The following is a 22575-nucleotide window of genomic DNA, read 5'->3' as shown; positions in this document are numbered from 1 at the left end:
TGCGAGCGTTTCTGCTGCCGGTGGATGACGCCCGCGCTACGCCACTCGCACCAGAAACTTCTCGCCCTGTCCTTCGCGCTTGAAGCGCTCGAGCAGGGTAGGCAGTGTCTCAAAGTTGCCAACTACCAGCGGCGGCAGGGTCAGCTCGCCGCTCGCCATCTGCTCCATCATGTTGACACCGGCGGCGACCAGCCGGCTCCACTGTTTGTCCGAGCCAAAGGCGTGCTGGGCACCCAGCGCAATCTCGTGCAACGAGTGGCAATGGCTAAAGGCGGGCAGCGGATTGTGCGGAATACGCCCCAGCACAGTCACCATATGGCCGTAGTAGCCAAGGGCGGGCAGCAGGCTCTCTGCCTGTTGGCTCGAGACCAGATCGATGAGCCCCTCGAACGGCTCGTTGCCGTTGGCGGCCTGCAAGATGGCCAGCCAGGCGGGATCCCGATAATCGGCCACCCCCTGCACACCTATCTGCTTGAGCCACGGATGATGACGTGGGCTGGCGCTGGCAAATACCCGCGCTCCTTGCTGGAGGGCGAGCTGTACCGCAAAGCGGCCGACGCTGCTGCCAGCGCCGGTGATGAGCAGCGCTTCCCCGTGCAGGCGCGGCAGCTTGGCCAGCGCCTGCCAGGCGGTGAGACCGGGACAGGGCAGGGCGGCGGCCGCCTCGTCGCTCAGGGCATCGGGTACCGGCAGCAGGGCGCGCGCCGGTACCCAGGTGTGACGGGCAAAGCTGCCGTGGTGGCGCAGATCGGTGTGATAGGCGACCCGGGCGCCGAGACGCAGATGGCTGACGTTGGCGCCGAGCGCCACGATCGTGCCCATGCCATCGACGCCGGGCACCTGACCATCCTGCCAGTGGGAGTGGCCATATTCGATCAGCTTCCAGTCCACCGGATTGAAGGCGATGACCCGGTTGGCCACCAGCACCTCATCCAGGCCAAGGGGAGAGAGCGGGAGGTCGGCGAGGGTGAGCTGATCCGGTTCACCGGGGGCATGCCAGCACCAGGCTTGGGTGTGATTCATGATGACTCCTTGCGAAACTGTGGGGAGAGCTTGATGAGATTATTGCAACAGCAAGACAGTAAAACTTCCACTATTGCAATTGCGCAACAATACGGCAGGCCCCAACCTGTGGGGCCTGCTTATCGTGTTCTGTTGGCTATTGGCAAGCAACGGCCGGTTTATGCGTCATCGGCCTGATAGGTCGGGTAGTCGGTCAGCCCCTTCTCGCCGCCGCCAAACAGGGTGGCCGGATCGTGGGGGGCCAGCGGATAGCCGTGGCGCAGCCGCTCCGGCAGATCCGGGTTGGCAACGAAGGGACGGCCAAAGCCAATCATATCGGCCCAACCCGCCTTGAGGGCGGCGCGCGCCCGCTCGCCGTCATATTTGCCGGCATAGATCAGGGTGTTGGGGAAGGCATCGCGCAGACCCTGCTTGAAGTTCTCCGGCATCAGGGGGGCATCGTCCCAGTCCGCTTCGGCGATGTGCAGGTAGACCACGTTGAGTTGGCCCAGCAGGCGGGCGGCGGCCAGATAGGTCTCCTGCGGGTTGGCATCCACGGTGCCGTTGAGGGTGGTGAGCGGCGCAAGACGCACCCCGACCCGGTCAGCGCCGATCTCGCTGCAGACCGCTTCGGTCACCTCTTTGAGGAAGCGCAGCCGGTTCTCCAGCGAACCGCCGTAGCCGTCGTTGCGGGCGTTGGACTCGGAGTCGAGGAACTGGTTGATGAGGTAGCCGTTGGCGGCGTGCAGCTCGATGCCGTCAAAACCGGCGCTGATGGCGTTGCGAGCCGCCTGACGGAACTGCCCCACCACCGCATCGATATCGGCCTGGGTCATGGCGCGTGGGGTGACGGTCTCGACAAAGCCGGGGGCATCGCTGCCGTTATCGACAAACACCTTGACGCCGACCGCGGGCAGGGCCGAGGCCGAGATGGGCTGGGCGCCACCGATGTTGTCCGGATGGGTGACCCGACCTACGTGCCAGAGCTGGGCGAAGATGGTGCCATGTTGGGCGTGAACGGCGTCGGTCACCAGCTTCCAGCCGGCGATCTGATCGGCGCTGTAGATGCCCGGCGTCCAGGCGTAGCCCTTGCCCATGGGATCAATCTGGGTGCCCTCGCTGATGATAAGGCCAGCAGTGGCACGCTGGGCGTAGTAGCTGGCCATCATGGCGTTGGCCACATCACCGGGCTGACTGGCTCGGGAGCGGGTCATGGGGGGCATGACGATGCGGTTGGCAAGGTGCAGCTGACCCAGTCGCTGCGGGCAAAACAGGTGATCGTGGCTCATCTTGAGTTCCTCATGGTGGGATTGAGGGTGACTCTAGCCGCCAATAGCGTTGCAACAAAGAGGGGTAATTGCACCATTGAATTGCACTGCATGCAGCAATCGCGATTGGAAGGGAATGAACGTCGCTGCGGATGGCTGGCGGGGCCAAGCGGGCGCCGCAATCGGTGCATCACATGCAAATGAAAGGCGAATAAAAAAAGAGGGCTCACCGGCCCTCTTCTCATGGTTGCATTGCGGCTCGATTAGCCAGCGATCGGCATCACCCGTACCCGCTCGATGCGCCGCTCGCTCACCTCCAGCACCTCGAAGTTGAGCGCCTGCAGTTGCAGCTGCTGGCCCGGGGTGGGCAGGGTGCCGAAGTGGGAGAGCAGCATGCCGGCCAGGGTCACGTACTCGTCGCTCTCGCTCACCAGCCTCTCGTGCTCCAGCACCTGCTCCACATGGTGGATGTTGGTGCTGCCATTGATGAGCCACCCTTCGCCATCGCGGATCATGTCGGGGGTCTCATCCTCATCCGGCAGTTCGCCGACGATCGCTTCCAGCAGGTCGTGGGTGGTGACCAGTCCTTGGATCACGCCGAACTCGTCGGCCACCAGAATGAGGCTCCCCTTCGCCTTGCGCAGCTCTGCCAGCAGCTTAATTACGTTGATGGTCTGCGGCACGATAATGGGGTCGTTCTGCTTGGCCAGCGCGCTTAAGGATTGCCCTTCGTTGAGGGCAAACAGCAGGTCGCGCGCCTTGACCACGCCGATCACCTCGTCCAGATCCCCGTCACAGACCGGGAACAGGCTGTGGGGTTCGCGCTGCAGCAGGATGCGGATATCCTCGCTGGAGTCGTTGATATCGATCCAGGCCATCTCGGAGCGCGGCGTCATGATGGTGCGGATGGAGCGTTCGGCCAGCGACAGCACCCCGGTCACCATGTAGCGCTCCTCCTCGCCAAAGCTCACCGGTGCGGCGGCCGGGGCATCCAGATCGTCATCCGGCCGGTCCTGATACGCCTTGCTCCCCATCAGCTTGAAGATGGCGGCGGTGGTGCGCTCGCGCAGCGGCTGTTTGGCCTCGTGGCGCATGGCGCTGTGCTGGGCCAGCTGGTTGAAAAACTCGATCAGCACCGAGAAGCCAATGGCCGCGTAGAGGTAACCCTTCGGAATATGGAAGCCGAAGCCCTCCGCCACCAGGCTGAAACCGATCATCAGCAGGAAGCTCAGGCAGAGCACCACCACGGTCGGGTGGGCGTTGACGAAGCGGGTCAGCGGCTTGGAGGCGAGCACCATCACCACCATGGCGATGGTCACGGCGGCCATCATCACGCCGAGGTGTTCCACCATGCCGACGGCGGTGATGATGGAGTCCAGCGAGAAGACCGCATCCAGCACCAGAATTTGGGCGATCACCACGCCAAAGCTGGCGTAGGCGCCGACCGGGCCATCGTCGTGGGGCTTGGCCTCCAGCCGCTCGTGCAGCTCGGATGTGGCCTTGAACAGCAGGAAGATACCGCCCCCCATCAGGATGAGATCGCGACCGGAGAAGGGGTGATCCCAGATATGCAAAATGGGGGTGGTGAGGGTGACCAGCCACGACATCACGCTCAAGAGCACCAGCCGCATCAGCAGGGCGAGGCCAAGGCCGAGTACGCGCGCCTTGTCCCGCTGGGCGGGGGGCAGCTTTTTCACCAGAATGGCGATGAAGACCAGGTTGTCGATCCCGAGCACAATCTCGAGAATGATCAGGGTAAAAAGACCGATCCAGATATGGGGATCCAGCAGCAATTCCATTATGTGACCTCAAAAAAACAGACAGAGCGAACAGTGAACAGGGCTAGCGAAAGCCGCAGCAGCAAGGCAATGGCGTTATTCAGAGGCGCTGGTTAAGCAGAAACAGATAGCTTTTGACGGGAAGAAACGAAGGGCAACTTCGGGGATTGTCCATGATGGGCAATAAAACCTCGGGTTAAAAATGAGCCCTGATGATAGCGGCTGGCGCCAATTTGGCAAGTGGGCGGTGTCGGGATGTGACGCAGCCGGTGGAGGCTGGCAGCCAGCCTCCACCGGTTATCGGGTTACAACCAGCGCTTTTCGCGGGTGAAACAGACCGAGAGCCAGGCATCCCCCAGGGTATCGCCGAGGCGGGACCAGAGCTCCTGGCGCAGGGCATCCTGCCGCTCGACGGGCCACTCCTGACCCGGGGCGACCAGAATGTTGAGTTCGAGATCGAAGCGGCGACCGCTTTTCGCCAGATGGCTGTAGCACTCGACGCCGTGACGCTGGCGCAGCGCCTCGACTTCGTTCTCGACCAGCTGGGAAACATCCCCTCTGGGGGCGATTTTCAGCACTTCCCGCAGGTTGCGACCGAGCACCTTGATGGGAATGAGGGTGGCGCAGAGGGCCAGCAGCGAGACCAGTACCGGGTCGATATAGCGGTTGTATTGGCCGTAGCCGATGGCATCGAGGCCGATGGCGACCACGAAACCGATAAGCAGGGTGGCACTGAGCAGGGTATCCACCAGCCACTCCTTGGAGTCTACCCGCACCAGTTCGGAGTCAACCTGCTCGGCGACCTGGGCTTCAATCCGGTAGAGGATGGCGCAGAAGAAGGTGGAGACAACGGCATAGATGAGGGCATGACCGAGATCGATCTCCCGTCCCCCTTCAAACAGGGTGGTGAGGCCGTTGTAGAGTGCCGCCAGACAGAGCAGCAGAATAATGGAGCCGTTGATGACGTTGGCGATGGGCTCGAAGTGCGCATAGCCATACTGGAAACGGTCATCGGAGGGGCGGGTGACGAGGTAGGCGGTGACCAGACCGAGGCCCGTCATGCCCATGCTGAACAGGGTAAAGATACCATCGAGCATGATGGCGTTGGAGCCAACGAACAGGCCGTAGCCGATGCCGAAGATGGCGAAAGTGATGCAGCCAAACAGCGACAGGGTGAGCGCCTGCTTCTCTGTGGTGACCAGCGTACTGATAACATGGCTGTGGTGAGCCATAAAAGTCCTCCTTTCAAATGGTTAATATTGCTACGCGCAAGCGGTTTTCGAGCTGATATACTGCCCGCTCACATGTGAGCGGACTGGCCTGATTGCTATTGACGGGCGATGGGTCAGTCGTAGTCGCCGGGGTGCCGGCATCAAGCAAATAAGGGAACAAGGATTCATGATCCCGAGACTCGATTACCAGGACAGTTTGTCACCCACAACCCTGTCGTACCTAGAGTTGCTAGGGCGCAGTGCCTTTCGTGGTGATATCGAAAAGTCTTATGCAAGCCGGTTGGCGATGGCGACGGACAACAGCGTCTATCAGGTAGTACCTCAGGCGGTTCTCTATCCGCGCTGTGCGGACGACATAGCAGTGATGCTCAAGCTGGCGGCGGAGCCGGCGTACCACACTCTGAGTTTTTTCCCTCGCGGTGGCGGTACCGGCACCAACGGTCAGTCATTGGGCGGCGGCATTATCGTCGATCTCTCCCGTCATATGAACCAGATCATGGAAATTAATCTGGAAGAGGGGTGGGTGCGCGCTCAGGCCGGGGTGGTGAAAGACCAGCTCAACGCCTACTTGAAGCCTCACGGCTACTTCTTCTCGCCGGATCTCTCCACCTCCAACCGCGCCACTCTGGGCGGCATGATCAACACCGATGCATCGGGGCAGGGCTCGTTGGTTTACGGCAAAACCTCGGATCACGTTCTGGGTCTCAAGGCCGTGCTGGAGAATGGTGACCTGATGGCGACCGAGCCGCTGACCGGTGAGCGACTTGCCGACAAGCTGGCGCTGGAGAATCGGGAAGGGGAGATCTATCGCACCCTCTATCGCATCGGCAAGGAGCGCCGCGCCGACATCGAGGCGACCTTCCCCAAGCTCAACCGTTTTCTGACTGGTTACGATCTCAAGCACCTCTATCAACCGGATACCGATACGCTGGATGTCAGCCGGGTATTGTGCGGATCTGAAGGGTCCCTCGGCTTTATCACCGAAGCCAGACTCAACATCACACCCATTCCTCGCTACCGCACCCTGGTCAACGTCAAGTACGACAGCTTCCCCTCGGCCCTGCGCAACGCCCCCTTTATGGTGCAGGCCGAGGCGCTGTCGGTGGAGACGGTGGACTCCCGGGTGCTCGGGCTGGCCCGCGCCGACATCATCTGGCATTCGGTGAAAGAACTTATTCAGGATGTGCCCGGCAAGGATCTGCAGGGGCTCAACATCGTCGAGTTTGCCGACACCGACGAGGCTGCGCACAAGGCCAAGGTGGCGGAGCTCTGCCGCCGTATCGACGCGCTGCTGGCCAACGGTGAAGCCGGGATCATCGGCTATCAGGTGTGTGACCACCTGCCGAGCATCGAGACCATCTACGCCATGCGCAAGAAGTCGGTGGGGCTGCTCGGCAACGCCGAAGGGCGCAAGAAGCCGGTGGCCTTCACCGAAGATACCGCCGTGCCGCCAGAGTCGCTGGCCGATTTCATCATGGAGTTTCGCGCCCTGCTTGATGCCCACGGCCTTGACTACGGCATGTTTGGCCACGTCGATGCCGGTGTGCTGCACGTACGACCGGCGCTCGATTTGTGCGACCCCGAACAGGAGGTGCTGCTGCGGCGCATCTCCGATCAGGTGGTGGCGCTGACCGCCAAATATGGCGGCCTGATGTGGGGCGAGCACGGCAAGGGCTTCCGCTCCGAGTACAGCCCTGCTTTCTTTGGCGAGCTGTGGGAAGAGCTGCAGCGGGTCAAGGGGGCGTTCGACCCGGCCAACCGCATCAACCCGGGCAAGATCTGTGTCCCGTATGGCAGCGATGCCGAGCTGGTCTCAGTCGATGGCCCCAAGCGCGGCAAGTTTGACCGCCAGATCCCGGTGGCGGTGCGCGAGAGTTATACCCGGGCCCTCGATTGTAACGGCAACGGTCTCTGTTTCACCTTTGAAACCGACTCGCCCATGTGTCCCTCGGTCAAAATAAGCCGCGACCGCCGCCACTCACCCAAGGGGCGGGCTGGCTTGATGCGCGAGTGGCTGCGTCAGTTGGCGGAGCAGGGCTTTGATCCGTTGGCGGAAGAGGTGGCACTTCACTCCGGCGGCATGCGCTTCAAACAGCTGGTGGACAAGGTGCGCAACAGCTGGGCCAAACAGCGCGGCGAGTATGACTTCTCCCACGAGGTGATGGAGGCGATGGCTGGCTGTCTGGCCTGCAAGGCGTGCACCAGTCAGTGCCCGATCAAGGTGGATGTGCCTGATTTTCGCGCCCGCTTTATGCAGCTTTATCACGGTCGCTACCTGCGTGCGCCCAAGGATTACTTTGTCGGCACGGTGGAGAGCTATGCGCCGCTGCTTGCCAAAGCGCCGAAGCTGGTCAACTTCTTCCTCGAAAAAGAGTGGGCCCAGAAGGCGGCTGCAAAGGGCATCGGCATGGTCGATGTGCCGCTTCTGAGCGTGCCGACTCTGGCCGAGGAGCTGCGCGATAACCGCGCCCGTTACTTCGACCTGCCGGGTCTGGAGGCCATGACTCCCGAGCTGCGCCAGAAAGTGGTGCTGATCGTGCAGGATCCTTTCACCAGTTATTACGACGCCCCCGTGGTGCGCGACCTGGTGAAACTCGCCAGCAAGCTCGGGTTCCAGCCCTACCTGCTGCCCTTCAAGCCCAACGGCAAGCCCCAGCATATCAAGGGGTTCCTGCGCGCCTTTGCCCGTACCGCGGCGAGCAGCGCCCAGTTTCTCAACAAGATTGCGGCGCTCGGCATTCCCATGGTGGGGGTAGATCCGGCCATGGTGCTCTGCTATCGCGACGAGTACGCCAAGGCGTTGGGGCCGGCGCGCGGTGATTTTCAGGTGATGTTGCCGCAGGAGTGGCTGCTCTCGCTTCCGGCCGATGTGCTGCCGAAACGTGAAGATCAGACAGCAGAGCCCTGGTATCTCTTTGCCCACTGCACCGAGAAGACTGCCAAGCCCTCGACTCACGGCGACTGGGGTACCCTGTTTGGCCGCTTTGGCGCCAAACTGCAACCGGTCCCGGTCGGTTGCTGCGGCATGGCGGGCACCTATGGTCACGATGTCAAACAGGTGGAGAACTCCAAGGGCATTTATGGGTTGAGCTGGGCCGAACCGCTGGCCCGTTTGCCACAGGATCGCTGTCTGGCGACCGGTTATTCCTGCCGCAGTCAGGTCAAACGGATGGAGGGAGAGAAGATCAAACATCCGCTGCAAGCCCTGCTGGAGCTGCTCTGATGCTGCGATTTCCCAAGCGGTTTCGGGTGCCGAAAGCCTATCGGCACCCGCGTTTCTTGTTGTTGCCCGCCACCCCCGCTCAGGCGGTGGTGGAGTTTGTCGCCATCCTGCGCGAGCGCGAGCAACTCCATCAGCTGTTTCGGCCAAACGATATCTGGCCCTCCGCCAATTTCAGCCTGAGTCAGCACGAAGGGGATCTGGAGTGGCAGCAGTCGGAGTTTCTGGCCAAGCGCTCGTTCGCCTATGGTCTCTGGAGTCCGGATCGGGAGCCGCAATTCTGGGGCGGAGTTTATCTCTACCCCTCGGTACTGCCGGAGGTGGAGGCGGAGCTCTTTTTCTGGAAGGTGGCCGAGGCCCCCATCAGCGATCAAGAGCTGGAAGGGCTGCTGCGCGACTGGCTCGCCAAGGTGTGGCAGTGGTCAGAGCCCCGCTTGCCGGGTCGGGAGATGCCCTGGGCCGAGTGGCCCGGCGTCACCTACCCCTGGTAAGGGGGCCGGTTTCAGGTTTTTTCTTGCCCCGGCTGCTGGCCGGGGCAGGCTTGTTGTGCAATGCAGTGATGCTCCATTTTCCCCATGCAATTGAAGGAGTTCTCTTTTCATGAGTCAGGAATCATCCCCTATCTGGCGCAGGCCCATGAGCCTTGAAGGGCTCAACGCCAGCTCCCGAAATACCCTGATGGCTCACCTCGATATCATCTATACCGCCTTTGGCCCCGACTGGCTGGAGGCCACCATGCCGGTGGATCACCGTACCCATCAGCCCCTTGGCATGCTGCACGGTGGTGCCTCTGTGGTGTTGGCGGAGACGCTGGGATCGCTCGCGGCCAACATGGCGGTCGGGCCTGACAGTTATTGTGTGGGTCTGGAGGTGAACGCCAATCATCTGCGAGCCAAGCGGGAAGGGGTGGTAACGGGGCGCTGCTCGCCACTGCATCTGGGGGCGACGACTCAGGTGTGGCAGATAGAAATTCGCGATGAACGTGGTCGTTTATTGTGCACCAGCCGGTTGACCATGGCGGTGCTCAAGCACAAGCGGGGCAAGGACTCCGGAGAGGAACGATCTGCAATAACGCATCATGAGTGAAAAATAAGCAAGCTTAACTCGCAAGATCCCTCTATAATTGCCAACGTCTTGAGAGGCTTATCACATTTTTCAAGACAGCAGAACAAAGTGGCGCTATAATCGCCGCCTTTTTGCTATTCCGCGGTGTTAGCCGCCTGCCTTAATCTGGAAGAATCTATGTCTGATACCGAACAACTGCCCCTTTTTAGTGAGCTTGGACTGGCCGCGCCTGTATTGAAAGCGCTGCAGGACGTGGGCTATGAGCGCCCGTCCCCCATCCAGGCCGCAGCAATTCCCCACCTGATGGCGGGCCACGATCTGCTGGGGCAGGCGCAAACCGGTACAGGGAAGACCGCTGCTTTTGCCTTGCCTCTGTTGTCTCGTCTGGAAGCTGGTAACCGCAACACCCAGATCCTGGTGCTGGCGCCGACTCGCGAACTGGCTCTGCAGGTGGCTGAAGCGTGCCAACGCTATGCCCACCACATGCCTGACTTCCACGTGCTGCCCATCTACGGTGGCGCCTCCTACGAAACCCAGACCCGCGCTCTGCGTCGCGGTGCTCAGGTTGTCGTCGGTACTCCGGGCCGTGTGATGGATCTGATCCGTCGCAAGAACTTGGATCTCTCCGGTCTGAAAGCTCTGGTGCTGGACGAAGCGGACGAAATGCTGCGCATGGGCTTCATCGACGACGTGGACTGGATCATGGATCAGTGCCCGGCCGGTCGTCAGGTTGCGCTCTTCTCCGCCACCATGCCGGAGCAGATCCGCCGCGTGGCCCAGAAGCATCTGAAGCAGCCCAAAGAGATCAAGATCGCCTCCAAGACTGCTACCGCTACCACCATTCGTCAGCGTTACTGGCAGGTGACTGGTCTGCACAAGCTGGACGCCATGACCCGTCTGCTGGAAGTCGAGCCCTACGAAGCTCTGCTGGTGTTCGTACGTACCAAGAACGCCGCTGAAGAGCTGGCTGGCAAGCTGGCCGCTCGTGGCCACGCCTGTGAAGCGCTGCACGGCGACATCCCGCAGAAGCTGCGTGAGCGTACCGTTGACAAGCTGCGTCAGGGCCAGCTGGACATCCTGATCGCCACCGACGTGGTTGCCCGTGGTCTGGACGTTGAGCGCATCACTCACGTAGTGAACTACGACATTCCGTACGACACCGAATCCTACGTTCACCGTATCGGCCGTACCGGTCGTGCCGGTCGCAAGGGCGAGGCCATCCTGTTTGTGGCTCCGCGCGAGCGCCGCATGCTGCGCGCTATCGAGCACGCAACCCGTCAGGCAATCGAGCCGATGAAGATGCCGAGCACCGAGGACATCAACCAGCACCGTCTGGCCAAGTTCAAAGAGCGCATCCGCGAAACCATGATGGGCGAAGAGCTCGAGATCTACCACAACCTGGTAAACGAGCTGATCGAAGAAGATTCTGCCGATCCGCTGGAGCTGGCTGCCGCACTGGCCAAGCTGGTACAGGGTGACCAACCGCTGCTGCTGGATGACTCCATCCCGGATCCGCTGTTCAACAACAGCAACGATCGCGGTGGCTTCGAGCGTCGTGACTTCAATGACCGTGGCGGTCGTGACTTCGGTGACCGTGGCGATCGTCCGGCCCGTCGTATGCCGTCCCTGGAGCCGCGTCCGCTCAAAGACAATCCGGACGTTGAGATGGAGCGCTACCGCGTAGATGTGGGTGCCCATCACGGCGTCAAGCCGGGCCAGATCGTGGGCGCCATCGCCAACGAAGCGAACATCGAGAGCCGTTTCATCGGCAACATCGACATCGCTGACGACTTCTCTACCGTCGACCTGCCCAAGGGTATGAGCGCCGATGTGCTGGAAGTGATCAAGAAAGCCCGTGTTTGCCAGCGTCCGCTGCAGATCACTCGCTATACCGAAGTGCCGGCCGGTGGCAACACCAGCAGCCGTCCGCCGCGCGGTGATCGTCCGTTCCGTGGCGACCGTCCTTTCAACAAGGATCGCCGTCCGCAGGGTGACCGTCCCTTCAACAAGGATCGCCGTGAAGGCGGTTTCGACAAGGGTCGCAAGTTCGGTGGCAAGCGCCGCGACAGCTAATCCCTGATTGGTAATGCCAGAAGGCCGCTCATTGAGCGGCCTTTTTTTATGTTTTTTCCTGATGGTGCTTAGCTATAGCGAATCGAGGGTGCACAACTCACTTCGGTGATAAAAACGAGAGCCAAAAGGGCATTATTTTTTTGTTAGACGGTTGTGAGTGATAGGGGAGTGGTGTCATCCTGTCTCAGGACATTGAGGTCGTAGTCAATAAGGTGTGCCTCTGCTTGTGTTGTGTGGCTGCGACTTTAGTCGGTATCCCCTCTCTTTCGTTTGCATATGGCAGAAGAGATAACGATTAATAAACTGAACACAATGACATGGAGGTTCATCATGACCGGATGGTTTGGCAGAGTACTGTTGTTGTCTGGGTGTCTCGTATCGAGCGTGGTGCTGGCAGACGATGCGTTTCTGACGATTAAGGGTGATGGGTGTTGCAATGGCAAGGGGCAGATTAGTCTGACCCGGGCCGAGTTTGAGACACTGCCGCAAAGCGAAGTGACCACCAAAACGCCCTGGACCGAAGGCAGTCACACTTACCGCGGTGTGCTGCTGCGGGAGCTGGTGAAGAAATACGGCCTAAAGAGCAGCGAAGTGAAGGCGATGGCCGTCAATGATTACTGGGCTGCCGTGCCTGTCGAGGATGGTGACAAGTATCCTGTGCTGGTTGCCGAGAAGCAGGATGGCAAGCCGCTGACCCTGCGCAACAAAGGACCTCTCTGGATTATCTACCCGCTCTCCGATTACCCCGACCTGAACAAGGAGCTCTATCACAGCCGCATGGTGTGGCAGCTGATTGGGCTAGAGAGCAAGTAACATGCTGCGCGGCAAGTTTGTCAGCCTGATCCTGATGGTGACCGCCTTTTTGGGGGTCGCCATCTGGTCGGTCTGGAACTATGACCGCGCATTCAATGCTGTTACTCGCTATACCCAGTTGTCAGCCTGGGCGTTGGCACAGTTGGAGTTGGAAGTTCACGGTTTTGGCGAATCACTCCAGCTTTATCGCGCCGGCTCGGTGAGTCAGGAGGAGATGAACAAGCGGTTTGATATCGCCTGGAACCGACTTGATGTTTTCCTGCATGGTGAAGAGGCAAAGCCGGTCAGGTCTCGCTTTGGTGCTGCCCAAGCCGCAGGACAGCTGATGTCGCTGTTTGAAGAGTACGAACAGGATGTGGTGAGCGGAACGCGCGATTCGACCCGGTTAGCTCGTTTCTCGATAGAACTCGATCGCGATCTGGCGGCTATTCGTGATGTCATGGTGAAGAACTTTACCGGCCCCTCTGCCATTGCTCAGCGCGAACTGCTCAATGAGTCGCGTACTCAGAATTTTGCCATTCTCGCCTTTCTGATGTCGGCAACTATGGTGATGCTGGTGATGCTGTTTCGCGAAGTGCGTCACCAGCAGTTTCTTGCTTGGAACGATCCCCTGACCCGTCTCCCCAATCGGGCGGCGCTTATCAAGCACCTGAAGTTGCGGGCTGCCTATCGTGACGGCGGCAGCAGTATCACTGTCTGCCTGGTGGATCTGGGCCACTTTCGTGAAGTGAACGACAGTCTGGGATACGAGATAGGGGATGGGCTGCTTAAACAGCTGGCCGAACGGATCCATAGCGTGGCGGCACCAGGTATTTTTGTGGCCCGCACCGGCAGTGACGAGTTTGCCATCATTATCTCCGGCGCCATGCCGACCTATCTGCGCTTCCCCTTTCTGGAGCAGTTGCGCACCGAGTTGGCCGATCTGGCCTTTGCGGCAGATCCGGCGCACCGGGTCAGGGTCTTTATGGGGGTGAGCCAGTATGCTCGCCCGGTACATACTCCGGAAGAGATGCTGTTGTTTGCCGATATCGCCCTCGATAGTGCCAAGCGCCAGCGGCTTCATCGTTCGGTGGTCTTCTCCCGAGCCATGCATCAACACTACCTGCGCAACCGCCGCCTCTCGACCGAGTTGCGTGAATTGATCCAGAGCCCCGAGTGCCAGCAGCTCTGCCTCTACTATCAGCCGATAGTGCGTGGTCAGAGTGCTGTCCGGCTGGGGGCCGAGGTGCTGATCCGCTGGAATCATCCGGAATATGGCTTTATTCCGCCGCTCGATATCATTGCGCTGGCAGAGGAAAACGGTCTGGGAGAGGCTCTGGGGCTCTGGATTTTCCACCGTTTGCAGCGTGATCTTTCCATCTTCCCGAGCGATCTGGTGGAGTTGCTGGAGATCTCGGTCAACCTCTCCAGCTCCATGTTCAATATGGGGCTGGCTGCCAATGTCGAGGAGAGGATGAGTGTCGGCCCGCTCGGGTTACAGCAGTTGATCGTGGAACTGACGGAGACCATAGCACTTGATGATATCGAGCTGAGCAAGCAGATCATCGCCTCATTGCGCCACATCGGGGTACGGGTGGCGCTCGATGATTTTGGAACCGGCTGGTCCTCATTCTCATATCTGCGTGAGCTCTATTTCGACAAGCTCAAGATTGATCGCTCCTTTATCACCGCCATCGACAACGATACCCGGCAGGCGCTCTTTGTTGAGGCTATCACCTCGCTCTCTCATCAGCTGGGGGTGCGCGTCGTGGCCGAAGGGGTGGAAAACAACGACGAACTCAAGGCGGTGCTGAGCATAGGAGTGGACGAGATCCAGGGTTACTTCTACTCAAGGCCGTTGACCTTGCAGGACTTTCTCCAGTTCTGCCACCGCTACTTTGTCAATCGTGCCATCATGCAGGAGGTGGCGCTCGGGTAGAGCAGCAAACAACTTGCCATCAGCAACAAAAAGGCGGCCAACAGGCCGCCTTTGCTATCTAAACAGTGTCACTTTCAGGTCAGAGCACCATGGCGGCAATCCAGCCGAAGATAACCAGCGGGATATTGTAGTGGATGAAGGTGGGCACCACGCTGTCCCAGATATGGTCGTGCTGGCCATCGGCGTTGAGGCCCGATGTGGGGCCGAGGGTGGAGTCCGAAGCTGGCGAGCCTGCGTCCCCCAGCGCACCGGCGGTACCGACCAGCGCGATGATCGCCATGGGAGAGAAACCCAGTTGCAGGCAGAGCGGCACATAGATAGTGGCGATAATAGGGACGGTGGAGAAGGAGGAACCGATCCCCATGGTGATGAGCAGGCCCACCAGCAGCATCAGGAAGGCGGCAATGCCTTTGTGCTGACCGATAGAGCTGGAAACGACCTGAACCAGGCTCTCGACGCCGTGAGTCGCCTTCATGACGGCAGCAAAGCCGGCGGCGGAGATCATGATGAAGCCGATCAGCGACATCATGCGTACCCCCTGGGTGAAGGCATCCTGGCTCTCGCGAAACTTGATGACGCCACCGCAGGTGAAGATGACGAAACCGGCCAATGCCCCCAGCACAATGCTGTTGGTCATCAGCTGGAGACCAAGTGCGATGCCAATAGCCAGCAGGGCTACCCAGATATGGTTGAGATTGAGCTCGACGGTTTCCGGCTCGGCTTCCAGGATCTTGGCCAGGTCATATTGGCGGGGTTTGCGGTAGCTGAAGAAGACCGCAATCAGCAGACCCAGCACCATGCCACAGCCCGGGATGGCCATGGCCAGCGGGATCTGGCTGGAGGTGATCGGCACGCCGTTATCGATAAGGTTCTTGGCCAGAATATTGTTCAGGAAGATGCCGCCAAAGCCGACCGGCAGTACCATATAGGTGGCGGTCAGGCCGAAGGTGATGACACAGGCCACCTGACGACGGTCGATCTGCATCTGCGCCATCACATGGAGGAGGGGCGGGATCAGGATCGGAATAAAGGCGATATGCACCGGGATGATGTTTTGCGAGGAGATGGACACTGCCAGAACGGATGAGAGCAGCAGGGTCTTGACCCACAAAATGCGGCTGCTGCTGGCATCCTTGCCCAGCTGGCTGATCACCTTGCTGGCAAGCAGGTCGGTGATCCCGGAGCGGGAGATGGCGACGGCAAAGGCCCCCAGCATGGCGTAGGAGAGGGCGATCTCGGCGCCGCCACCCAGACCGCCGCTGAAGGTAGTCAGGGTGTCGGTGAGGGAGAGCCCGCCTACCAGGCCGCCAGCAATGGCGCCCAGCGCAAGTGAGACCACCACATTGATCCGCAGCAGACTGAGCACCAGCATCAGCCCGACTGCGATAACAACTGGATTCATTTGATTTCCTTATGTTTGTTATTGCTGTCTGTCATGTGAAGGGGAGTTAGTTTGCGAAAAATGTGACAAATGTCGAGAAAAAAATCGGTCAAAATGGGCATCTGACCAAGGTCATCTGAAACAAAGTTGATCGGGGATGGTATTTGCTCTTCGTATGTCGCGGCTCCCATCTTGCACGCGTGTGGGAATTGCTAGGGGGATAACGCAGGCGGTGGAGGGGCAATAGAGGCAAAAGAGAGTCAAAGCACATAAAGAAAGGCTGCCTGCGGCAGCCTTTGCAACTTATTCCAGATCCTCATCTCCGGAGGCTGAGTCGCTATCCGGCCCGACTGGCGGCCAGCCGCCCATGCTCTTCCAGCGGTTGACGATATGGCAGAAGAGGTCGGTGGTCCGTTCGGTGTCATAGAGGGCAGAGTGAGCCTCTTTGTTGTCAAACGGAATGCGGGCACTCTGGCACGCCTTGGCCAGTACGGTCTGGCCGAGCGCCAGCCCGGAGAGGGCGGCGGTATCGAAGGTGGCGAACGGATGGAACGGATTGCGCTTGAGGCCGGCACGCTCGGCTGCCGCCATCACGAAGCCGTGATCGAAGGTGGCGTTGTGGGCCACGATGATGGCGCGGCTGCAGTCGCTCTCCTTCATCCCCTTGCGGATCCCCTTGAAGATCTCGGTCAGCGCCTCTTTTTCAGAGACAGCACCGCGCAGCGGGTTGAAGGGATCGATACCGGTGAACTCCAGAGCGGCACGCTCCAGATTGGCACCTTCGAAAGGCTCCACATGAAAATGGAAAATCTGATCGGGCAGGAGCCATCCTTGCTCATCCATTTTCAGGGTATAAGCCGCGATTTCGAGCAGGGCATCGGTTTTGGCGTTGAAGCCGGCTGTTTCAACATCGATGACGACGGGGTAAAAACCACGAAAACGGCCCTTGAGGGTATGAACTGCGTCGGTCATGGGATCTCGGTCAGCATAAAATGAGGCGGCATTATGGCAAAAAAGCGCAGGCTTGTCCCCATCCCGCAAGAGGGAGCCTTGCGGGACAAGCGATGGCTCAATATCTGTGCAGCCACCAGCGAGCGGCCAGCAGCGCCGTGATGCTGCCGAGAATGGCGCTGGCCAGCACATCGGTTGGCCAGTGCATGCCGATCACCATGCGTGACAGCCCTATTCCGAGAGCCCAGAGCGGCAGCAGCCAGACCCCTACCGGTGCGCGGGCCAGCCAGATGAGGCCAAAGAATTGGGCAAGGCTCATGGCGGCGATGCTGTGGCCGGAGGGGAAGGCGTAGTTCACCTCCTTTTGCCAGTGATTGCCAAGCCACTGGGGCAGCGCCAACAGCTGGCTGGCTGCGTGTACCTGTTCGCTGCGCACTTCGGTACTGGCGGCGTAGAAACTCTTGATGGCGGGGATCAGGGATTGGCTCTCCAGCCAGAGCAGATAAGGTCTGGGCTCCTCGGTCAGATGCTTGATGATGCTTTTGATGAGCCAGTCTCCGGCGAGCAGCACCAGCAGCGCGCCGGCCAGAGCCAGCAGGGATGAGCGATCGAGCTGCAGTTTCTGCCTGGTCAGCAGCAATAGCAGCGCGGCGCTGATCCCAATTCCGGGAATATCGACCATGCGGGTGAGGACATAAGGCCACCAGAGCCAGCCCGATTGCAGCGAGCCGGTCAGAAAGGGTTGCCAGGGGAGGATGGCAAGCAGCAGCAGGGGCAGGATCAAGAGTGTGGTAAACGCGAGCACCTGACTGCGAGAGAGGGAAGGGCTATGGGGCGGCATGATCTCTATCGGCAAGGGTCTGGAAAAAAGAGCGCCATTGTGCCACTACATGGTACGACGACAAAGCAGACCTGCCCTTCTGTTTACCTCTTCTTACACATTTGGCTGTTCGTTCATCAATTACCCCTGGTCTGCGGTAACCAAGTGCATGTCAGGCTGAAATGTTGGCGGGCTTTGGGCTAGAATGGCGCGTCCATGGCGGTTGCCTGCAAAGAGAGCCCGATGAAAATAGTCGTAGATGAGAATATGCCCCACGCCGTGGAGCTGTTTGCCGAGTTTGGTGAAGTGGTTGCCCTGCCCGGGCGGCAGATGCAGGCCAACGATCTGCAGGACGCCGATGTGCTGCTGGTGCGTTCGGTGACCAGGGTAAACGCCGACCTGCTGGCGACCAGCCCCAAACTGGCTTTTGTCGGTACCGCGACCATCGGCACCGATCATGTCGACAAGGCTTTGCTGGCTAGCCGCAATATCCCTTTTTATAGCGCCCCCGGCTGCAACAAATATTCGGTGGGGGACTATGTGCTCTCCGCCCTGCTCGTGCTGGCCGAGCGCTACGAGCTTGCTCTCGCAACCATGACGCTGGCGGTGATTGGGGCTGGCAACACTGGCGAGTGCGTGGCCGGCAAGGCCGAAGCGCTCGGCATGCGGGTGCTGCGCTGCGATCCCCCCAAGGCGCGTAATAATCCTGAAGCGGATTTTGTCGACTATCAGACCGCCCTTGGCGCCGATATCGTCAGCTTCCATGTGCCCATTACTCGTGAAGGGCCGGATGCGACCTACCATCTGCTGGATGCCGAGCAGATAGCTGCGCGCCCCGCCGGGCAGATCCTTATCAACGCATCCCGTGGCGAGGTGTGGGATAACCGGGCCCTGCTGGCGCGTCAGTTGAGAGATAAGCCATTGCGCTTGGTGATGGATGTCTGGGAGAACGAACCGGAGCCGCTTGCGCAGCTGGTGCCCCATACCGAGATTGCCACCCCCCATATTGCGGGCTACAGCCTAGAGGGGAAGGCGCGTGGTACCTGGATGCTCTATGAGGCGCTCTGCCGCCAGCTGGGGCGCGAGCCCCGTCAGGATCTGCGTACGCTGCTGCCGGTTGCCGATGTGCAGGCGGTGGTGCCCGGACGGGCGCCGGATCAGGCATTGATCAAGCAGCTGGTTCACCTTATCTACGATGTGCGCCGCGACGATGCCCGTTTTCGCGCCCGGCTGGGTATTCCGGGTAGCTTCGACGAGCAGCGCAAAAATTATCCGGAGCGCCGCGAGCTCTCCTCCCTGCAGATCCAGGGTGAGTTTGCCTGCCACATGCTGGGCGCTGCCGGATTTGATATTTCACACTTATAAGGTGGGTGGGCCGCTACGTCCGCACTACTTATGACCCCGTTTTTACCAATCCGCGGCAGGTTTGCTCTGCCTCGGATTGGCCATATCAGGCGAGGATGCCCCGCATATCGGAGCCCCGCCGACCATGGCGCCAGCAGGCGCCATAGCCGTTTTATTAGAGGAGAACAGAATGAGCCAGCAGTTTAATGTCGCGGTATTGGGCGCAAGTGGCGCCGTGGGCCAGGCCATGATCGAGATCCTGGAAGAGCGCGAGTTTCCGGTCGCTACGCTCTATCCGCTGGCTTCCAGCCGCAGCGCTGGTGAAACCGTGCGCTTTGATGGCAAGAACCTCGAGATCCTCGATGTCGAGGAGTTTGACTGGAGCGAGGTGCAGATAGCCCTGTTCTCTGCCGGGGCCGAGGTCTCTGCCAAGTGGGCACCGATTGCTGCCGAGCATGGCTGCATCGTCATCGACAACACCTCCTGCTTCCGTTACGACGAAGATATTCCGCTGGTGATCCCGGAAGTCAACCCGGATGCACTGGCCGATTTTCGCAATCGCAACATCATCGCCAACCCCAACTGCTCCACTATCCAGATGCTGGTGGCCCTGAAGCCGCTGCATGACGAGGTGGGCATCGCCCGTATCAACGTCGCCACCTATCAGTCCGTCTCCGGCTCCGGCAAGGAGGGGGTGAGTGAACTGGCAGGACAGACCGCTCAGCTGCTCAATGGTCGCCCGGTCGAGCCGACTCTCTACCCCCAGCAGATCGCGTTCAACCTGATCCCGCAGATCGACAGCTTCACCGACAACGGCTACACCCGGGAAGAGATGAAGATGGTATGGGAGACCCAGAAGATCCTGGGCGATGCCAGCATTGCCGTGAACCCGACTTGCGTGCGGGTGCCGGTCTTCTACGGCCACTCTGAAGCTGTGCATGTCGAGCTGCACCAGCCGCTCGATGCCGAGCAGGTGAAAGATCTGCTGCGCGCAGCGCCGGGCGTGACCCTGTTTGAAGAGGAAGGGGACTATCCGACACCGGTACGCGATGCAACCGGCAAGGATGAAGTGCTGGTTGGCCGCATTCGTCAGGATATTTCTCACCCCAATGGTGTAAATATGTGGATCGTGGCCGATAACGTTCGTAAGGGCGCTGCCACCAACAGCGTCCAGATTGCCGAACTGCTGGTTCGAGACTACCTGTAAGGCCGTATGGCCAAGAGGGTGCGCCGCAGGACGGCGGCGCTCCCTCTGGGCAAATAGCGTGGTGTGTGACCGGCACCGCACTGCGGTGTTGCAAGATTCTTTTGCGATATCAACTGATTAAGTTTTTTTCTACACTCAGAGGCAAGTTGGGTGCTAAATGTGTCGGACTGCTGGCTTGCAAGGCGAGCCTGATTTATATTGAACCGACTGTTTTGGGGTAACTATCCAGATTTTTCAATGTGATAGGGCCGTCATACGAAGGAACGAATATGGGACATTCCCGCATAACATTGGCAACGCTACTCGCATTGGGTCTGCTGGGCACCGTTCAGGCTGCAGATTCCTCACGGGAGCCGTTTTTTGTCGAACTGAAAGGCCCTGACGAGCCCGCACCACCCGCTGTCAACAGCCAGCCGCTGGCCCAGCCCGTCGCGCAGCCGGTTCGGGCAACCGCCCAGCCCATCGTCCGTCAGGTGGCAACCGCCAATCCCGCCAGCTATGGCCCGATTCGTCCTACCGATACCCTCTGGAGTCTGGCAAGCAAGTATCGTCCCTCCAGCCGCGTCAGCGTCTATCAGACCATGGTCGCGATCTACGAGAAAAACCCCCGCAGTTTTGCCGATGGCAATATCAACCATATTCTGGTGGGCTCGCGCATCCAGTTGCCCACCGCTGCCGAGGCGAGCGTCATCACCGATGCCGAGGCCCGCGCCAAGTTCCGCAGCGACAATGCCAGCTGGAAAGGGCTGAGCCCCAAATATCTGGCCAACAAACAGGCTCATACGGCCAAACCGGTCGCAGCAAAAGCCGCGCCAGCCAAGCCTGAAGTGGCCAAGGCAGAACCCGCGAAGGCGGCGCCAGCGCCGTTGCCAGCCGTCAAGGCTGCACCCATTCCTGCCCCAGTGGCCGAACCGAAACCGGCTGCCGAGACCAAGGTGGCTGACGCCAAGGAAGTAGCCAAGGTCAACGAGGCTCCGGCGAAAGAGGCCGTTGCCCCGGCACCGAGTGCGGCAAGCGGTACCGCGCCTGCTCCGCTGCCTTCCGATCTGGACAAACCGGTTGGCAAACCTGCTACCGAGATGACCCTGGCGCTGGAAGATGCCAATGCCCAGCTCGCCCAGGTGACCGAGATGAACCACAGGCTCAAGCTGCGCCTGCAATCCCTGACCGAAGAGGTGGAGACCCTCAAGGCTCAGCTGCAGGATCAGACAGCGCTGGAGAAAGAGATTGCCGAGCTCAAGGCCAAGCCGGTGCCGCCCGTGGTGGCAGAGCCTGAGCACAAGCAGAACTGGCTGATGGACTTGCTCTCCTCACCGCTCAATCTGGCGATGATCATTTTGCTGCCGGTGTTGCTGGTGCTGGCGCTGGTGACCCTCTGGCTGCGCGCCCGGGCCCGTCGTGAGCTGGAAGAGCAGGAGAAGAGCCTCTCTGAATCCACCGCAATGATGATGGATCAGGATCACAGCGAGTTTGATGATCTGCTCAGCGTCGATATCACCGACAACGAGCCGGAGCGTCCGCTGCCTGACCTCAACACCCCGGATGGCTTCATGCCGGTTGAGCCGGCGCCGAAGCCCGATGTTGAACTGGTATTCAGCGACGAAGGCGAGATGGATCTGCAGGGCTTCGAACCCGAGCGTATGCCTGCTGCTACCAGCCGTGACCCCGATCTGGTGCCGGATCTTGATCTTGCCCATGACGAGCCGATAGCGCTTTCCAGTGAGCCAGCCATGGATCTGGCCAACGAGTTCAATCCCAAGCCCAAAGGCGCCAACGAGATCATGAGCGAAGAGGAGCTGCAGGCTGCGCTCTTCGCCGAGCTGGACGCTGATCTTTCTGCCGACATCGAGCCGGAATTGAGTGCGCCGGCTCACGCCGAGCCTGCCGATGATGACCTCGCCAGTTTCGATCTCAGCGATTTCGAAGGTGCCTTTGAGGAGCCGGCTGTCGAGATTGAGGATGAGCATGCCATCGACCTGAGTCTGGATGGGGATGCCAGTGCCGACGAGATGCTGGCCGAGCTGGGTCTGGAGCCTGAACCGCTCAAGGCCAAGAAAGAGGCTGAAGCGGATCTGGAGTGGGATCCCAACGAAATGGCGCTCTCCGATTTCGAAGATGCCTTTACAGAGGTCGAGTCGCACCCTGCAGATCTGCAACCCCGCGAGCAGGCGCAGGAGAGCGGTTACGTCGAGATCGACAAGCTGCTGGCCGAAGCGGATGCCACTACGTCAGAGCCGGAACCCTATCAGGGCTTCTCGCTGGATGTGGGGCTTGACGGTTTCCCCGAAGTGCTGCCGGAGTCTACCGGATTTGATGTGGATGCCGATGATGGCGGCGTCGGTGCCAAGCTGGATCTGGCACGTGCCTACCTTGAAATTGATGACAAGGACAGCGCCCGCGAGCTGCTGCAAGAGGCGGCAGAGCAGGGGAGTGACCATCAGCGCGCCGAAGCGGAAAAACTGCTCAAGCGACTGGGATAATCCCATCATCCCGATGAACTCGA

16 protein-coding genes are annotated in these 22575 nt (G+C 60.1%); 9 read left to right on the top strand and 7 right to left on the bottom strand.

The window, feature by feature from the left end; translation table 11 throughout:
• Window positions 1-36 precede the first annotated feature (36 nt).
• From AAHA41_RS05395 to AAHA41_RS05380, 4 genes are all read right to left on the bottom strand, one after another.
• Entirely contained in the window at window positions 37-1023 is a 987-nt protein-coding gene (locus tag AAHA41_RS05395; RefSeq protein WP_323070635.1) for a zinc-binding dehydrogenase, read from the bottom strand.
• Window positions 1024-1181: 158 nt separating this feature from the next.
• Window positions 1182-2291 carry an alkene reductase gene (locus AAHA41_RS05390; RefSeq protein WP_323070636.1) on the bottom strand — a complete coding sequence of 370 codons (1110 nt, stop codon included), beginning with the start codon at window positions 2289-2291 and terminating at the stop codon, window positions 1182-1184.
• A gap of 242 nt (window positions 2292-2533) precedes the next feature.
• Entirely contained in the window at window positions 2534-4069 is a 1536-nt protein-coding gene (locus AAHA41_RS05385) for a TerC family protein (RefSeq protein WP_323070637.1), read from the bottom strand.
• Window positions 4070-4353: 284 nt separating this feature from the next.
• On the bottom strand, window positions 4354-5280 hold the full coding sequence (locus tag AAHA41_RS05380) for a cation diffusion facilitator family transporter (RefSeq protein WP_041209386.1): 927 nt from the start codon (window positions 5278-5280) through the stop codon (window positions 4354-4356).
• Between the two features lie 166 nt (window positions 5281-5446).
• Between AAHA41_RS05380 and AAHA41_RS05375 the strand changes: the two genes are divergently transcribed.
• The 6 genes from AAHA41_RS05375 to AAHA41_RS05350 all read left to right on the top strand — a co-directional run bounded on the left by AAHA41_RS05375 (window position 5447) and on the right by AAHA41_RS05350 (window position 14369).
• Complete coding sequence (locus tag AAHA41_RS05375; protein ID WP_323070638.1) at window positions 5447-8503, top strand: FAD-binding and (Fe-S)-binding domain-containing protein; 3057 nt, start codon at window positions 5447-5449, stop codon at window positions 8501-8503.
• The gene (locus AAHA41_RS05370; protein ID WP_323070639.1) at window positions 8503-8991 is read left to right on the top strand and encodes a hypothetical protein; all 489 of its coding nucleotides are present in this window, start codon (window positions 8503-8505) and stop codon (window positions 8989-8991) included. The genes AAHA41_RS05375 and AAHA41_RS05370 overlap by 1 nt, the downstream gene beginning before the upstream one ends.
• Window positions 8992-9100: 109 nt before the next feature.
• Window positions 9101-9586, top strand: a complete 486-nt coding sequence (locus AAHA41_RS05365; RefSeq protein WP_041209389.1) for a hotdog fold thioesterase — start codon at window positions 9101-9103, stop codon at window positions 9584-9586.
• A 156-nt stretch (window positions 9587-9742) separates the two neighbouring features.
• Entirely contained in the window at window positions 9743-11638 is a 1896-nt protein-coding gene (locus AAHA41_RS05360) for a DEAD/DEAH box helicase (RefSeq protein WP_041209390.1), read from the top strand.
• 330 nt (window positions 11639-11968) lie between these two features.
• Window positions 11969-12451 (top strand): molybdopterin-dependent oxidoreductase, encoded by a 483-nt coding sequence (locus AAHA41_RS05355; protein WP_323070640.1) that lies wholly within the window; start codon window positions 11969-11971, stop codon window positions 12449-12451.
• Between the two features lies 1 nt (window position 12452).
• Window positions 12453-14369 (top strand): bifunctional diguanylate cyclase/phosphodiesterase, encoded by a 1917-nt coding sequence (locus tag AAHA41_RS05350; protein WP_323070641.1) that lies wholly within the window; start codon window positions 12453-12455, stop codon window positions 14367-14369.
• Window positions 14370-14448: 79 nt separating this feature from the next.
• Here the strand turns inward: AAHA41_RS05350 and AAHA41_RS05345 are convergent, their stop codons facing one another.
• From AAHA41_RS05345 to AAHA41_RS05335, 3 genes are all read right to left on the bottom strand, one after another.
• Entirely contained in the window at window positions 14449-15771 is a 1323-nt protein-coding gene (locus tag AAHA41_RS05345; protein ID WP_323070642.1) for a Na+/H+ antiporter family protein, read from the bottom strand.
• A gap of 282 nt (window positions 15772-16053) precedes the next feature.
• Window positions 16054-16722, bottom strand: a complete 669-nt coding sequence (gene rnt, locus AAHA41_RS05340; RefSeq protein ID WP_041209394.1) for a ribonuclease T — start codon at window positions 16720-16722, stop codon at window positions 16054-16056.
• Window positions 16723-16819: 97 nt separating this feature from the next.
• Entirely contained in the window at window positions 16820-17542 is a 723-nt protein-coding gene (locus AAHA41_RS05335; RefSeq protein ID WP_323070643.1) for a phosphatase PAP2 family protein, read from the bottom strand.
• A 222-nt stretch (window positions 17543-17764) separates the two neighbouring features.
• Here AAHA41_RS05335 and AAHA41_RS05330 point away from each other — a divergent pair, with 222 nt between their 5' ends.
• The 3 genes from AAHA41_RS05330 (at window position 17765) to AAHA41_RS05320 (ending at window position 22552) form a co-directional block, all read left to right on the top strand.
• Window positions 17765-18886, top strand: a complete 1122-nt coding sequence (locus tag AAHA41_RS05330; protein ID WP_323070644.1) for a 4-phosphoerythronate dehydrogenase — start codon at window positions 17765-17767, stop codon at window positions 18884-18886.
• Between the two features lie 169 nt (window positions 18887-19055).
• The gene (locus AAHA41_RS05325) at window positions 19056-20072 is read left to right on the top strand and encodes an aspartate-semialdehyde dehydrogenase (RefSeq protein ID WP_071911425.1); all 1017 of its coding nucleotides are present in this window, start codon (window positions 19056-19058) and stop codon (window positions 20070-20072) included.
• A gap of 269 nt (window positions 20073-20341) precedes the next feature.
• Complete coding sequence (locus tag AAHA41_RS05320) at window positions 20342-22552, top strand: FimV/HubP family polar landmark protein (RefSeq protein ID WP_323070645.1); 2211 nt, start codon at window positions 20342-20344, stop codon at window positions 22550-22552.
• Window positions 22553-22575 lie beyond the last annotated feature (23 nt).

Source organism: Aeromonas sp. SER (assembly GCF_038739615.1).
Lineage (GTDB): Bacteria > Pseudomonadota > Gammaproteobacteria > Enterobacterales > Aeromonadaceae > Aeromonas > Aeromonas jandaei.
This window is presented reverse-complemented; position numbering and strand designations above follow the sequence as displayed.

Excerpts from the sequence above, each read along its gene's own strand:
- AAHA41_RS05395 (WP_323070635.1), bottom strand. The coding sequence starts at position 1,023 with ATGAATCACACCCAAGCCTGGTGCTGGCATGCCCCCGGTGAACCGGAT.
- AAHA41_RS05390 (WP_323070636.1), bottom strand. The coding sequence starts at position 2,291 with ATGAGCCACGATCACCTGTTTTGCCCGCAGCGACTGGGTCAGCTGCAC.
- AAHA41_RS05385 (WP_323070637.1), bottom strand. The coding sequence starts at position 4,069 with ATGGAATTGCTGCTGGATCCCCATATCTGGATCGGTCTTTTTACCCTG.
- AAHA41_RS05380 (WP_041209386.1), bottom strand. The coding sequence starts at position 5,280 with ATGGCTCACCACAGCCATGTTATCAGTACGCTGGTCACCACAGAGAAG.
- AAHA41_RS05375 (WP_323070638.1), top strand. The coding sequence starts at position 5,447 with ATGATCCCGAGACTCGATTACCAGGACAGTTTGTCACCCACAACCCTG.
- AAHA41_RS05370 (WP_323070639.1), top strand. The coding sequence starts at position 8,503 with ATGCTGCGATTTCCCAAGCGGTTTCGGGTGCCGAAAGCCTATCGGCAC.
- AAHA41_RS05365 (WP_041209389.1), top strand. The coding sequence starts at position 9,101 with ATGAGTCAGGAATCATCCCCTATCTGGCGCAGGCCCATGAGCCTTGAA.
- AAHA41_RS05360 (WP_041209390.1), top strand. The coding sequence starts at position 9,743 with ATGTCTGATACCGAACAACTGCCCCTTTTTAGTGAGCTTGGACTGGCC.
- AAHA41_RS05355 (WP_323070640.1), top strand. The coding sequence starts at position 11,969 with ATGACCGGATGGTTTGGCAGAGTACTGTTGTTGTCTGGGTGTCTCGTA.
- AAHA41_RS05350 (WP_323070641.1), top strand. The coding sequence starts at position 12,453 with ATGCTGCGCGGCAAGTTTGTCAGCCTGATCCTGATGGTGACCGCCTTT.
- AAHA41_RS05345 (WP_323070642.1), bottom strand. The coding sequence starts at position 15,771 with ATGAATCCAGTTGTTATCGCAGTCGGGCTGATGCTGGTGCTCAGTCTG.
- rnt (WP_041209394.1), bottom strand. The coding sequence starts at position 16,722 with ATGACCGACGCAGTTCATACCCTCAAGGGCCGTTTTCGTGGTTTTTAC.
- AAHA41_RS05335 (WP_323070643.1), bottom strand. The coding sequence starts at position 17,542 with ATGCCGCCCCATAGCCCTTCCCTCTCTCGCAGTCAGGTGCTCGCGTTT.
- AAHA41_RS05330 (WP_323070644.1), top strand. The coding sequence starts at position 17,765 with ATGAAAATAGTCGTAGATGAGAATATGCCCCACGCCGTGGAGCTGTTT.
- AAHA41_RS05325 (WP_071911425.1), top strand. The coding sequence starts at position 19,056 with ATGAGCCAGCAGTTTAATGTCGCGGTATTGGGCGCAAGTGGCGCCGTG.
- AAHA41_RS05320 (WP_323070645.1), top strand. The coding sequence starts at position 20,342 with ATGGGACATTCCCGCATAACATTGGCAACGCTACTCGCATTGGGTCTG.